Origin of the sequence: Dokdonia sp. 4H-3-7-5 (genome assembly GCF_000212355.1) — a bacterium.
In the GTDB taxonomy this organism is placed as follows: Bacteria; Bacteroidota; Bacteroidia; order Flavobacteriales; family Flavobacteriaceae; genus Dokdonia.
Window position 1 is genome coordinate 1121037 of the sequence record NC_015496.1, and the last position, 13064, is coordinate 1134100.

14 protein-coding genes are annotated in these 13064 nt (G+C 37.0%); 3 read left to right on the plus strand and 11 right to left on the minus strand.

Features of this window, described 5'->3' with window-relative positions; genetic code table 11:
* From KRODI_RS04915 to serS, 7 genes are all read right to left on the minus strand, one after another.
* Positions 1 to 387: a cupin domain-containing protein gene (locus tag KRODI_RS04915; RefSeq protein WP_013750476.1), complete on the minus strand. Its 387-nt coding sequence runs from the start codon at positions 385 to 387 to the stop codon at positions 1 to 3.
* 75 nt (positions 388 to 462) lie between these two features.
* Entirely contained in the window at positions 463 to 888 is a 426-nt protein-coding gene (locus KRODI_RS04920; protein WP_013750477.1) for an acyl-CoA thioesterase, read from the minus strand.
* Complete coding sequence (mgtE, locus tag KRODI_RS04925; RefSeq protein ID WP_013750478.1) at positions 885 to 2234, minus strand: magnesium transporter; 1350 nt, start codon at positions 2232 to 2234, stop codon at positions 885 to 887. The genes KRODI_RS04920 and mgtE overlap by 4 nt, the downstream gene beginning before the upstream one ends.
* 71 nt (positions 2235 to 2305) lie before the next feature.
* Entirely contained in the window at positions 2306 to 3172 is an 867-nt protein-coding gene (rsmA, locus tag KRODI_RS04930; RefSeq protein WP_013750479.1) for a 16S rRNA (adenine(1518)-N(6)/adenine(1519)-N(6))-dimethyltransferase RsmA, read from the minus strand.
* Positions 3172 to 3480: a DUF4286 family protein gene (locus KRODI_RS04935; RefSeq protein WP_013750480.1), complete on the minus strand. Its 309-nt coding sequence runs from the start codon at positions 3478 to 3480 to the stop codon at positions 3172 to 3174. Before KRODI_RS04935 ends, rsmA begins: the two co-directional genes overlap by 1 nt.
* Before the next feature lie 12 nt (positions 3481 to 3492).
* Entirely contained in the window at positions 3493 to 5286 is a 1794-nt protein-coding gene (locus tag KRODI_RS04940) for a tetratricopeptide repeat protein (protein WP_013750481.1), read from the minus strand.
* 70 nt (positions 5287 to 5356) lie between these two features.
* On the minus strand, positions 5357 to 6628 hold the full coding sequence (gene serS / locus KRODI_RS04945) for a serine--tRNA ligase (RefSeq protein WP_013750482.1): 1272 nt from the start codon (positions 6626 to 6628) through the stop codon (positions 5357 to 5359).
* A 420-nt stretch (positions 6629 to 7048) separates the two neighbouring features.
* Between serS and KRODI_RS04950 the strand changes: the two genes are divergently transcribed.
* From KRODI_RS04950 to KRODI_RS04960, 3 genes are all read left to right on the plus strand, one after another.
* Entirely contained in the window at positions 7049 to 7576 is a 528-nt protein-coding gene (locus KRODI_RS04950) for a hypothetical protein (protein ID WP_148235983.1), read from the plus strand.
* 166 nt (positions 7577 to 7742) lie between these two features.
* Positions 7743 to 8303 carry a hypothetical protein gene (locus KRODI_RS04955; protein WP_148235984.1) on the plus strand — a complete coding sequence of 187 codons (561 nt, stop codon included), beginning with the start codon at positions 7743 to 7745 and terminating at the stop codon, positions 8301 to 8303.
* A 92-nt stretch (positions 8304 to 8395) separates the two neighbouring features.
* On the plus strand, positions 8396 to 9085 hold the full coding sequence (locus tag KRODI_RS04960) for a hypothetical protein (protein ID WP_013750485.1): 690 nt from the start codon (positions 8396 to 8398) through the stop codon (positions 9083 to 9085).
* A gap of 190 nt (positions 9086 to 9275) precedes the next feature.
* On the opposite strand, the gene KRODI_RS04965 is transcribed toward KRODI_RS04960, so the two are convergent.
* From KRODI_RS04965 to KRODI_RS04980, 4 genes are all read right to left on the minus strand, one after another.
* Entirely contained in the window at positions 9276 to 10700 is a 1425-nt protein-coding gene (locus tag KRODI_RS04965) for an HTTM domain-containing protein (protein WP_013750486.1), read from the minus strand.
* Between the two features lie 9 nt (positions 10701 to 10709).
* Positions 10710 to 11639 carry a bifunctional riboflavin kinase/FAD synthetase gene (locus tag KRODI_RS04970; RefSeq protein WP_013750487.1) on the minus strand — a complete coding sequence of 310 codons (930 nt, stop codon included), beginning with the start codon at positions 11637 to 11639 and terminating at the stop codon, positions 10710 to 10712.
* A gap of 2 nt (positions 11640 to 11641) precedes the next feature.
* Positions 11642 to 12271 (minus strand): aminoacyl-tRNA hydrolase, encoded by a 630-nt coding sequence (gene pth, locus KRODI_RS04975; RefSeq protein ID WP_041295622.1) that lies wholly within the window; start codon positions 12269 to 12271, stop codon positions 11642 to 11644.
* 137 nt (positions 12272 to 12408) lie between these two features.
* Positions 12409 to 13044 (minus strand): 50S ribosomal protein L25/general stress protein Ctc, encoded by a 636-nt coding sequence (locus KRODI_RS04980; RefSeq protein WP_013750489.1) that lies wholly within the window; start codon positions 13042 to 13044, stop codon positions 12409 to 12411.
* Positions 13045 to 13064: the final 20 nt, after the last annotated feature.

Here is a 13064-nt window from a genome sequence, read left to right on the forward strand (position 1 = left end):
TTAAATTTTAGGATAGCTAGTTTGTGTTTTTTCATGACTCACTTCACCTGTATGCGCAGTAGTTGATTTCTCAAAAAGCAATAGGTGTACTTCCTCTCCGTCTTTTGTAGTTGGGCAATGTTCTACACCTTTAGGTACGACAATGATTTCACCTTGATGTACAGTTTCAGACCACTCTTTTTCTGGGTTTCCGCTTTCGCGAAAGCGCATTTCTAACACTCCTTTTTGCACATAAAACAACTCGTCTTCATCCTTATGACTATGCCATACAAAGTAACCAGAAATCTTAGCAAGCAAGACTTGCATATCATCTACCGTAGCAATCTGGTGTGGATGCCATTGCTTATCAAATTTGGAGTACTTATCTTGAATGTTGATGGGCTTCATAAAACGACTTCTTTAAGATAAAGATAAGGATTTATAAAACTGTCTCTGTGTAGATAACCAATAATGAACTATGTATTAAAATAGCTCAAGCACCTCCTTAGGCACTCGCATCGGTCTGCCTTCTGGCATTTTGAGTAAGCACCAGTTTGTTACTGCGCTTACAAGAATCTTATCTTCTCCTTTACGACGTATTTCTGTGTGACGGACAGAGGTTGCGGCAGTAAACGTTTTCACGAAAGTGGTGACCACAATCTCATCACCCTCAAAAGCTTCTGCTTTATATTTGATATGGTGATCCATCACGACCCACGCCATTTTATTGATACCTAGCCGTTCTTCCTCTGGGTCTTCATCCTTGAAATAAGTTGCTGTGGCAGCATTCCAGTGTTTTGATGCAGCTATTTGCACCCAATCTAAGTACACTACGTTATTTACGTGCCCTAATACATCTATAGCAGATGGTGGAACGGTGAGGTGATATGAAAACGGTTGTTTCTTCAAATACCTAATACCATTTTTGCAATCCAGAAATAAATTAATATCCCGAAAATATCATTACTCGTAGTAATAAATGGTCCCGTCGCGATCGCTGGATCGATGCCTCTTTTATGAAGAAATAGTGGAATAAAAGTACCTATAATTCCTGCCATGATAATTACTACAAAAAGGGATGCAGAGATTGCAATCGCTGCTCTCACATCACCATACCACAATGCCGTAAAAGCAAACAACGCAAGTCCTAATAGAAGTCCGTTAAGTGCTGCTAGTAGCATTTCCTTTAGAAGACGGTTACCTATGCTTCCTTTTACATCATCATTAGCCAGACCCTGAACGATAATCGCACTAGACTGTACTCCTACATTTCCAGCCATTGCTGCAATAAGTGGTGTATAGAAAAAGAGTAGTGCATAGCTCTCTAATATATCTTCAAATCCTCCCATAATAGTCGCTGCACCAACTCCACCTACTAAGCCTAAAAACAACCATGGCAATCTTGCTCGTGTGAGTGTAAGTATACTATCATCTGCCTCGACATCTTGAGAGATACCTGCAGCCATCTGGTAATCTTTTTCTGCTTCTTCTTTTATAAAATCCACAATATCATCAATGGTAATACGCCCCATTAAAATATTCTTATCATTCACCACCGGTATCGCCTCTAGGTCATACTTCTGCATGAGCTTAGCTACATCTTCTGCACTGTCATTAATATTTACAGAGTCAACCTTAGGAATATAAATTTCGGCAATTTTTGTTTTTGTATCAGAGGTAAGTAAATCCTTGAGAGATAAACGACCTATAAGTTCGTCTCTTTTTGTAACTACATAAATGGAGTGTACTCTAGTGACTTCTTCTGCCTGACGACGCATCTCACTTACACAACCACCTACAGTCCAAGAATCCTTTACTCTTATGAGCTCTTTTGCCATTAATCCACCAGCACTATTCTCATCATATTGCAGCATCTCTCGTATGTCTGCCTTGTGCTCCTCATCTTCTATTTGATTAATAACAGCAAGCTGCACATCATCATCAAGCTCTGCAATCATGTCTACCGCATCATCGGTATCCATTTCATCAACTTCGTCTGCTATTTCGGCTGGAGTAAGATTGCCCAGTAATTTTTCGCGTACGTCCTCGTCAAGCTCCATAAGAGCTTCTGAGGTTTGCTCACTATCTAGTAAAAGAACTAGGTATGCAGCTTCATCTGCATCTACCTCATCTAATACTTCGGCAATATCTGCGTGGTGAAGCTCAGAGAGCAACTCTTTAAGTGCGGTCTCATTTTGAACAGCTACATATGCTTGTATTTGATCGATAAGATCGCTTGTGAGTTCAAATTGCATAGGGTAATTTTTGGTAGTTGGGCAAATATAGGAAAAGCGCTTACGGAGATAGAATAGTTACCTCATAGAATTTACGAAGTAGCAATATCTTCTGTAATTGCTGCCGTAAGTGCTATAAATTCTTGTACAGATATTTGTTCTGGTCTTCTAGTTAAGATTTCTCGCTCTCTAAACTCATCACTTAGTCCCATTCCTTTCAGACTATTTCGTAAGGTCTTCCTGCGTTGCTGGAAAGCCATTTTTACAACCTTAAATAGCATCTCTTGTGTACAACCTATATCTTGGTATCCTTCTTTTCGCTTTAAGCGTAAAACACCACTATCCACTTTTGGCGGCGGTATAAATACGGTAGGAGGTACCGTAAATAGGTATTCTGCATCAAAAAAAGCTTGTACTAGCACAGACATAATTCCGTAGGTCTTACTACCGTGATCTGCACAAATACGAGCAGCCACTTCTTTCTGAAACATTCCCGTAAATTCTGGTATGCGCTCCTTATGTTCTATGGTCTTAAATACGATTTGAGTACTAATATTATAAGGGAAGTTGCCAGTAATTGCAAGTTGCTCCCCTGGATATATCGTATCGAGATCATATCGTAAAAAATCTGCTTCAAGAACCGTAAAATGCTCATCATTGAGCTTATGCTCTAGTGTAAAAGCACTCTGTAAATAAGCAATAGATTCTCTATCGAGATCCATCACACTAAGATGTGTGGGTTTTTCAAGAAGATACTTTGTAAGTACTCCTGTACCAGGACCTATTTCTAGCACATGACTATATCCCACATAAGTAAGGGTGTCTGCAATATCTTTTGCAACAGATTCATCTCCTAAGAAATGCTGTCCTAAGTGCTTCTTTGCCTTAATACCTTGATCGTGTGTATCACGATGTGCATGTGGCTTTTCAAACTTACGTTTTGAGCTGTGCTTCGCCATTAGTGCTGACTGATTATTTCTAGTTCTGTTCTAAAAGCGACAAACTTACCAGCAAACTTATTACTCGCAAGTCTTAGTCTATCTGCATCTTGCTCGTAGTAAGCATCTAGATGTTGCTGGCTAGGGCAACCATATTGAACAGAGTATGTCACTCCGCCCATTTCTTCCTCCGTGCGCACTCTAGTCATTAATGCTTTTACAAATTTACCTGTAGCAATAACCTCTGGAATATGCACTTGTTGCATCCAGGCGAGCCATTCTTTTTCTACAGATTCTTCTATGTTTATGGTAACGTTATATATAAGCATTTTCTATGTTTTCTAATTAATTGCGTCGCCTCTCAAGTTCCTAAAGCGCTTCTGTGCCTCTACATAATAGATACTGTCTGCAAGGTCAAAAATAATGCGTTCGTAATTATTTTTTGCCTTTTCTGGTTGATTGAGTGGTCCTTCGTATAATCTTGCTAGGCGATAATAAGCATCATCTGCTAGTACACCATCGCTATAATATTCTATGATTGTGAGGTAGTTTTTTTCTGCTTTCGCGAAAGCTTCTTTACGCTCATACAGTTTAGCCTGAGAAAGCAATGCCTCGTCTTCTATCTTTTCTCCCTTGTGCTTCTCTAAAATATCCTCATATAATGCGATGGCCTCTTCAGGCTTGTTTTGGAAAGCTAGCAAATCTGCCGTGGCATATTTTTTAAGTGCTGTTTGTAAACTATCATCCATGGAGTTATCTCTAATAACGAGTAATAACTCTAGTGCATCATTTGCAATAAGTTGTGTTGCACCAGCCTTCAAGACATTAAGTTGCGACTCTGCCCAGTCAAAATCTGCTTTATAGTAACTAGTCTTTGCCACCTTAAATCGTGCTTCCTGCGAGATGACATTATTCTGAATCTCATTCTGAATTTGAGAATAATAGATAAGTGCCTGATTAAACTTTTCTGTAAGCACCAAAATATCTGCTAGCTCCATCTTAAGACGAGCATGGTCAAATCTATCACGAGGGATTTCAATTCCCTTTTTAAGATATGCAATAGCCTCATCTGGCTGCTCCATATTAAACGCAAGAAAATGTGCATAATCTATTTGCAAAGGCACGGTGTATTCTTTCTTAATATATTGATCCAGTAAAGCTTCAAAACGTGTTTTAACGACCGCTTCATCTTCTGCTGTGACTGCCTTTTTTACCGCCAGCTGTATTAACTGTTGCTCTGCATAAAGCTTAACACTACCCGCAACTACGTTATCTCTTAGAAATTCTAATATCTCTGTCGCATCTTCAATAGCATTTTCTTCTATCGCAATTTCAGCTAGATTTATGATGCCTTCATATCTTCCTTCTGTACGGCGATAAATAGCCTTTTCTTGTGCAAATGCCTTTCTATAATCCTTTTGTTGTATAAAAAGCCAACTTAGCAACTCATTATAAAGCACATTTTGTTCTGTTTGTAATCGTTTTAACAAGGTCTTTCTAAAGATGATGTTAGCCTCATTAAGCGGATCATCATTGACATAAAGGGCAAAATTACGTTGAGCGGCTTGTAGATAGTTTTCACTCTTATTAATTAGGTCTAAGTAGGCATTAAACATTTTTTCTACCTCTCCTAGCTCTCCATAAAGTCTCGCTAGTTGGACATTATAATTCGCTCGTGGATTATTAGCCATTGCAATCTCATAGGCTTGAACAGCTTCTGTAAGTAAGTTGTGCTCTTGAAAAGCACGAGCAGCGCGATATGCACTCATAGTATTACTCTCTATGCCTGCAATTACTTGGTTATAATAATCCTGAGCGATAGAATCTCGCTGTTGTAGCTGATGGTTGTACCCTATCTCTACATAATAAAAACCTTTATCGCGAGTAGCGGCAAGGTTTTCGTTAAGCGCACTTTCGGCTTCTTTGTATTTTTCTAACTGCTGGTAGCTTTTTACAAGACCGGTAATGAGTACATGATTACCCTTCTGCTTAAGTAATGCTTTTTTGTAAGAAATGATGGCCTTCTCAAACTCACCTTGATCTGCATAATTGCGAGCAAGTTGTTCTGTTTGCGCTTTCGCGAAAGCGAAAAAACCAAACACACAGATGAGTATTAAAAACCAATTTTTCTTCATATCCTAAAGATAACGAAAAACGTGCCATAGCAATTGCTCTGACACGTTTCTTATCACTGCTAATGCGTTATTAGTTAATCATATCAAATCCGCAATAAGGGATAAGTGCCTTAGGAATTTTTATTCCTTCTGGTGTCTGGCAGTTTTCAAGAATTCCTGCAAGTACGCGTGGCAGCGCTAGTGAGCTACCATTAAGTGTATGTGCAAGCTTGTTCTGACCATCTTCATCCTTAAAACGAAGTTTTAAACGGTTTGCTTGAAAGGTCAAGAAGTTAGAAACAGAACTAATTTCTAACCAGCGATCTTGCGCTGTAGAAAATAATTCAAAATCATAGGTAAGGTGCGCTGTAAACCCAAGGTCACCACCACAAAGACGTAAAATTCTGTAAGGCATCTCTAGCTCATCCAGTATTGTTTTTACGTGATCTACCATCCCGTCTAGTGCAGCTGCACTATCTTCTGGACGTTCTATACGTACAATCTCAACTTTATCAAACTGGTGCAAGCGATTTAACCCGCGTACGTGTGCTCCATAAGATCCCGCCTCACGACGGAAACATGGTGTGTACCCCGTACATGTAATAGGCAACTCATTGTGATTACGTAAATCACCGCGAAACATATTTGTCACTGGCACCTCTGCCGTAGGGATTAAATATAAATCGTCTTCGGTCACATGATACATTTGCCCTTCCTTATCTGGAAGTTGGCCAGTACCAAAACCTGACGCCTCATTTACAAGGTGCGGCACTTGGTATTCTGTATATCCAGCCTCGGTATTTTTGTCTAAAAAATAAGCGATAAGCGCACGTTGTAATCGTGCTCCTTTGCCTTTATACACCGGAAAACCAGCCCCAGCAATCTTAGTTCCTAGTTCAAAATCAATAATATCATATTTCTTTGCAAGCTCCCAGTGTGGCTGTGCTGCTTCATGCAACTCAGGAATATCTCCCTTACGAAAGATTTCTTCATTATCCTCATCACTGTTACCCTCAGGAACACTGTCATGTGGAATGTTTGGGATTTGATATAGCAAGTTCTGCAAATCCTCAGAAGCAGTGTTTAATTGCTCTTGGAGGGTTTTAGATTGTTCTTTTAAACCTGCAGTTTTCTCTTTAAGAATATTAGCTTTTTGAGCTTCTCCACTTTTAAAAAGCATTCCTATTTCCTTGGAAAACTTATTACTATCTGCAAGTACTTCATCAAGTTGCGCTTGCGAACTACGACGAAGATCATCTGCCGCTACTACTTGATCAAGTAAGGTTGCAGCGTCTATATTTCTTTTAGATAACGCTTTCGCGAAAGCTTCTTTGTTTTCTCTAATGTGTGCTACTTCTAGCATAGTGGAATGGTTTTTAAAGGAAAAGGTAAATTTAAGGAAATGCTCTTAAGTATACAGTGACAGATGGCTTAGATTTTTTTATTTCTCTAGAAATTAAAATTTTACTCAAATAAAGGAAATCCGTAACATAGTTAATGTGAGGTGATGTAGTTTTGAGGTTAACACGTAACTAGCAGCTTCAATTTCTGGTTTAGATGTTGCTAGAGCTATTGCACGACTATATTCACGCGGATATATTTTGTAGAATTACCACTATTAATCATACACAAAATGATTTTGGTTTAAGTGCTAATTACATAAATCACTCCGAGCTTAATGAGCTAGCTAATCTATATACTAATGTATTAAATGACAATAATGAACCACCTTGTAATTAAACTTTGTTTACCCTTTCTTTTTTTATATTTAAACTGTAATGATTTGAGTAAAAAAACTGTCATACCAGATAATTTTTTATGCGAGTATCTAGAAAAAATTAAAGTGGATATTAGATTGGATGTTATTCCCACACCAAAAGAATTTAAAAATGGTAAAGCAGCTTATAGGTTAGATACCCGCCCTGATAGTATACAACCCTTAAAAGTATATGTATGGAATACTGAAATTGATCCTTTTTTTAATAAATTAAATAAAGAAATCAATAAAGATTTTAATAAAAGAAGGTGTGAAAAAACATCCTTAGTTGATCTTTTTCAAGCATCAAAATGTAAAAACTTTGAGATCAAAAACAATGAAATTTTAGATCAAAAAATATTCAAATACAACAACCCTAATAAAGGAATATTACTTCAAACGAGTAAATTATTTCTTAACAAGAATAATACAAAAGCTATAATTTTTATTAGATTAACTCGCAATCCTCTAGATAGCTCAGAACAAGCTATAATTTTGAAAAAAGAAAATTCAAAATGGATTTATGAAAAATCTATAGGAATATCAATGTCATAACATAATTCTAAGCGACTATGGTATTCTTACAGCTCTTTCAATACATATTTAAATATAACGGATTCAAGTAGCAAAGACATATTCATGGCTGAATTTTTAATCACTCTAACAGTATATCAATTTGATATCGATGCAGATAGATGGTTTAAACCTTAAAAAAACTAAAATGAAAATACTTAAACTATTATTTTGCATCTTATTATTTTCTTCTTGTAGCTCAAAACTAAAAATTATAAATATTCATACGCCCACCTCTGGTATGAATTTAAAAAAGAATTTTTATCTAAAAGATAAAGCCACCTTTACAAGATTAAAGGGAGAATGGCTTTGGACAAATGCATCTGACACTTTGACTTTGAAAATAATACCTAAATACAAAATAAAATATGATGAAAAAGTAAGTCACTTTGAAAATGCATACTACGATACTGCGATAATAGAAATTAAGTATATCAAAAATGGTATTACTATATTTAATAGTATAGATAATAAAACTGATGAAGTGTGTTTAAAGGTTACTCCTTACAAAATTTACACAGACATATTTTATCTAAATAATTTTTGCAAAGAAGTATTAGACACTTCTTATTTAATTTTTATGGATGGAGGTGATAGTTTAAGCCTTCTAAATCCTGCCTTAGAAAAAGAAAACGTATTATTAAAAAAAGAAGGTGAGTATGACGTTGTTATACCAAATTCAATTATGCTAGATAGAGTAATGCAGTAGGTGAGACTATATTATTTCTGAGACGCAAAAGTGTACTAAACTCGCTATATTATTCTCTATTCACTTTTATCTCAATGATATAATTTTTTAAAATGAACTATTACCGAATTAGACACAGTACAGATAGAAAAATTGTAGGCAAATTTACTCAGATTAATGAAGTGAAACATAGATGTAGCGTTGATGATAAAAGATTTATAGATAGCGTTTTTTTTAAAAAAGCATCGTTTGATCCAATTACATCAATAGGAATTTTAGACAAAAAAGCTAAAATTACAGATCTTATAAGTACCTCAGGGCAAGGTTATACCGCCAAACTACTAATTAGTGGTAAATTAAAGTCTTTAATTGAAATACATCAAAAAAGTGGATTAGAGTTTTTTAAATCCCCTATTATTTATGGAGAAGAAGAGCTTGATGATTATTGGGTAATGAGTCCTTTTGAAACTCATCCAGAATTCATTAATTATAGAGATAGTCATATACAGAGTCGCAGGAGAAAAGCGGAGGGTGGTACTATTTTAATTGATTTAGAAGTAGGCAGTTATCGTGATTTTAATGAATTACAAAAAAGAGAAAGAGTAGATAGAAATATACTCCAAGTCTCTAAAATAAAATTAATTGAAAACTTAAGTGAACATTTTTTTATATTAAGATCAATTGAAGGTGGATTCGGATATTTTGTGTCAGAAAAAATGAAAAATGATATGGTAGCTATGAATATTACCGGCGTTGCTTTTCAGCCTTCCCACTTAACGTTTAATGAGTGGGTTGTACCTTAAATATCAAAGAAGTACATCCTTGTATCAATGTATTAATGGGATAGCCCAAACCTGAGAGATCACGTATTGCAAGAAACTATTAAATCTATCTTTCAGGCTTTCATGTAGTAGCAAAATCATAAAAATTCAAACTCTCCTCTATAATCTAGATTTTTAAAAGAATTTCAAGATTGTATGAGAGCGTACTTTATTAATCACCTCCAAAACTAGGAAACAACCCCTTATCATCCAGATAACCATCACTATCTAGCACCCAAGGATTATGAGAGAACCAGTTCCAGTCGACACTCGCGAGATCTACTCCTGGATCTATAAGCTCTTGAGACTTACGGCCGTTTATGCGTATTCTACATTTTACGTAGACCGCTACATCTTGCCCTTCTGTCTTTTTGAGCTGTTTAATGTATTGAGCAAATTGCCATATCACATCTGGTTTTGACCTGATATTGCGTTGTTGGTTTTTTGTGAGGTACTCTTTATGGTCTAGTGTAGTTCGCTTTCCGGTTGCCTTATCTTCTACCGTAAACGTTACTGATCCACCTTTAGAACGTAGCATCATACGCCAACTCAAACGATGTCCTTCCTCAGACCACAGCACATTATCTTGTATAAAATGCTGTCGCAGCGGCAAGCCTATTTGCACTACAAAATACACTGCAAATACAGTGAGCATTGCTGTCTTATATTTAGGGATAATTAAAGTTTGAGGTGAGCCAGTAATTGAACCAGTTGTAATTCCTTGATTATAATGATTCACTTTGCTACGCTCGTAAAAAGGTTTCCAGCGTTTAAGAAATAAATTATGAATGGTTCTCGGCTCAAAAAAGAATACCGTAAATGCCAGCGACATGTATGGAAAAATCCCAATCTGAAACACAAATGAGTTAAAGAGATGAAAGAATATGGAGATAAAAAATGCCCATGTACGTGTACGTTTCCATAACAATAATGGGATGATCAAACCATCAAATGCGATTCCTACGTAAGAAATAATCCAGTGTGTCCAGTCCTTTTGAAGCACACCACCCACGAGCCAATAATCTTTCTTACCACGCATTAATATTTCTGGTACCGTCGCATCTAACCAGTCGGGATATATTTTGGCAATAGACGCGTAGGTATAAACAATCCACAGTTGGAAAATGATAAACAAAGTCACCCAGCGCGGCATGCTTATGTTTCTTACGCTTTCGCGAAAGCGTGCATCAATAGAAAACGCAGCGTTTGCAGGAAGTATAGCCATAATCCATAACAGCAGCATTAATAGATAATAGTGGTTATTATAAGCGGTTTTTTGCATGAAATACACGGTACTCCACATAATTGCATAGCCAATAATTGCTACGCGGTATTTAAAACCTAACATTACCATCACTCCAAAAACTCCCATTAAACCAAACCACGCATACATTTGTGGTCCAGGCCCTGGAAATGTTTGTAAAAAGTTAAAACCTATAAAGTTAAAAGTGAATTCTGGTGTTACGAGTATACGTCTCACCCACCCTGTAGCAAGCGCTCCCCAAGCCTCACAAGTAATAAGAAAACCAAAAAAAATGCGAAACACAATGAGCGCGCTGTTATCTATTCTAGTAAAGAGGAGCTTATTAAGTGACATCTTATTTGATTAAAGCTTATTTATATAATCCCGTGCATACTTCTCATCCTCTTTCATCGCTTTTACAAGCTCATCTACACTCGCAAAGGTTTTCTCATCACGTATACGGTCTAGCAATTGTATCTCTAGCTCTTGTCCATATAAGTCTTTACTAAAATCAAAGAAATAGGTTTCAATAGTTTGCGCACTTCCTCCCACTGTCGGATTTGTGCCTATGTTCATCATTCCATATACAATCTTGCCATTAATACGAGACTGCACGACATAAGCACCTTGCGCGGGTATTAGTTTATAATCTTCGGCTATCTCAAGATTTGCCGTAGGGTAGCCTATGGTTCTACCTAAACTCCTGCCTTTTACAACGGTTCCCGTAAGCATAAAAGCCTGATCAAGGTAGCTATTTGCTAGCGCTACATCTCCTGCCTCTAGTGATTTACGCACTTTTGTAGAACTTACAGCTACATCTTCTAGTTCTTGCTTTGATATCTCTTCCACCTCAAAACCTAGTTGCTCTCCAAAACGTTTGAGATCTTCAATATTTGCATTACGATTGCGACCAAAACGGTGATCGTATCCTATTATTACTTTCTTTGCGTTAAGAGAATTCACAAGAATCTCCTCAACAAAAGTCTCTGCATGATATCTTGAAAAATCTAAGGTAAAAGGATGAATCACAAGGTGATCTAAACCTAGACCTTCAAGCAGTCGCGCTCGCTCATCTATGGTGTTTATAAGCTTGAGCGAAGTATCTTTTTGTAATACCATCCTAGGATGCGGAAAAAAGGTAAGTACACACGACTCCCAGTCATTTGCGCGCGCACTTTCGTTAAGCCTATTAATAATCTGGCGATGCCCTAAATGTACTCCATCAAAGGTGCCTATCGTAACGACAGTTCCTTTTTCTGAGTTAAATGTATGTGCGCTATTGTGAGTTTTCAAGATTATTTGCCGTTGTACGCGTTCATTGTATTATTAATTCCTCCACTCACAAAAGAAGTGATTACCTCACAACTCTTATCTAAGCGCTCTGGAAGACTAGCTTGCTCCTCTGGCGTCCATTCTCCTAACACATAATCTACTTGACGTCCCGTAGAAAACGCATCACTTATGCCAAAACGGAATCTATTATATGCAGAAGTATTAAGTTGAGCCTGCGTGTCTTTTAGTCCATTATGTCCTCCCGCCGAACCTTTGGTTTTCACTCTTATGGTTCCAAATTCCAAATTCAAATCATCTGTAATTACTAGAAGATTTTCTACAGGGATTTTTTCTTGTTGCAACCAGTATCGTATAGCCTTACCACTTAAATTCATAAAAGTATTAGGCTTTAATAAGATAACGGTTTTACCTTTTACTTTGGTACGCGCGATGTCACCTAGTTTTTCAGTTTCGAAAGTGGTTTCTTGCGCTTTCGCGAAAGCGTCTACCACCTTAAATCCTATATTATGCCTAGTTTCTGTGTACTTAGGACCTATGTTTCCTAAACCAACGATAAGAAATTTTTTCATGGGGTCTATTGCTTCCTCTTCTATCGTTACTTTTCTAAATAATCTACCGAAAAAAGAGCGCATCATTTGCTGTTTGTTAGAATGTAATTTGCGTCAAGGCTTTACTAATTACGTTAAAGACACTGCTTATTACTATCGTATAAAAATAAAAAAAGCATCTCGAAGAACGAGATGCTTTTGTATTAAATATAACGGATTGATTACTCTGCTACTGCAGCGGCATCATCTGTTTGTGTAGAAGGAACATCTCCTGCTTCAGTTTCATCATCATCATCGTCAGCATCAAGGATTGCTGTACGAGAAGTTCTAACTTGACACACTACTGTGTTATCAGGGTGCATAAGTGTTAGGTTTTCTTGTGGTAAAGCTCCTATGTATAACTTATTACCTATTTTAAGGTTTGTGATATCTGCAACTAAGTAATCAGGAAGATTTTTAGGAAGTGCTTTCACACGTAATACACGGTTAGTTTTACGTAAAACACCACCGTTCATTACTCCACGAGAGTTACCTGTAAAGTGTACTGGGATATTCATAGTTACTTCTTTACCTTCAAAAATCTGGTAGAAGTCTATGTGTAAAATACGATCAGTTACCGGGTGGAACTGGATATCTTGAAGAATCGCCTTTACGGTTACACCGTCTAATTCGATTTCTACTGTGTGCGCGTCTGGAGTGTATACCAATTCTTTGAACGCTAGTTCTGGTGCGCTAAAATGCAATGGTGTGTCCCCTCCGTATACAACGCAAGGTACCAGTCCAGCATTACGTAAGGCCTTTGTAGCTTTCTTGCCTACGCTTTCTCTTTTAGATCCGTGGATCGAAACTGATTTCATATTAAATAATTATAGTTAAA

What these genes read in the sequence shown, in the direction of transcription:
- KRODI_RS04915 (WP_013750476.1), bottom strand. Translation starts at nt 387, where the DNA reads ATGAAGCCCATCAACATTCAAGATAAGTACTCCAAATTTGATAAGCAA.
- mgtE (WP_013750478.1), bottom strand. Translation starts at nt 2,234, where the DNA reads ATGCAATTTGAACTCACAAGCGATCTTATCGATCAAATACAAGCATAT.
- rsmA (WP_013750479.1), bottom strand. Translation starts at nt 3,172, where the DNA reads ATGGCGAAGCACAGCTCAAAACGTAAGTTTGAAAAGCCACATGCACAT.
- KRODI_RS04935 (WP_013750480.1), bottom strand. Translation starts at nt 3,480, where the DNA reads ATGCTTATATATAACGTTACCATAAACATAGAAGAATCTGTAGAAAAA.
- KRODI_RS04940 (WP_013750481.1), bottom strand. Translation starts at nt 5,286, where the DNA reads ATGAAGAAAAATTGGTTTTTAATACTCATCTGTGTGTTTGGTTTTTTC.
- serS (WP_013750482.1), bottom strand. Translation starts at nt 6,628, where the DNA reads ATGCTAGAAGTAGCACACATTAGAGAAAACAAAGAAGCTTTCGCGAAA.
- KRODI_RS04955 (WP_148235984.1), top strand. Translation starts at nt 7,743, where the DNA reads ATGAAAATACTTAAACTATTATTTTGCATCTTATTATTTTCTTCTTGT.
- KRODI_RS04960 (WP_013750485.1), top strand. Translation starts at nt 8,396, where the DNA reads ATGAACTATTACCGAATTAGACACAGTACAGATAGAAAAATTGTAGGC.
- KRODI_RS04965 (WP_013750486.1), bottom strand. Translation starts at nt 10,700, where the DNA reads ATGTCACTTAATAAGCTCCTCTTTACTAGAATAGATAACAGCGCGCTC.
- pth (WP_041295622.1), bottom strand. Translation starts at nt 12,271, where the DNA reads ATGCGCTCTTTTTTCGGTAGATTATTTAGAAAAGTAACGATAGAAGAG.
- KRODI_RS04980 (WP_013750489.1), bottom strand. Translation starts at nt 13,044, where the DNA reads ATGAAATCAGTTTCGATCCACGGATCTAAAAGAGAAAGCGTAGGCAAG.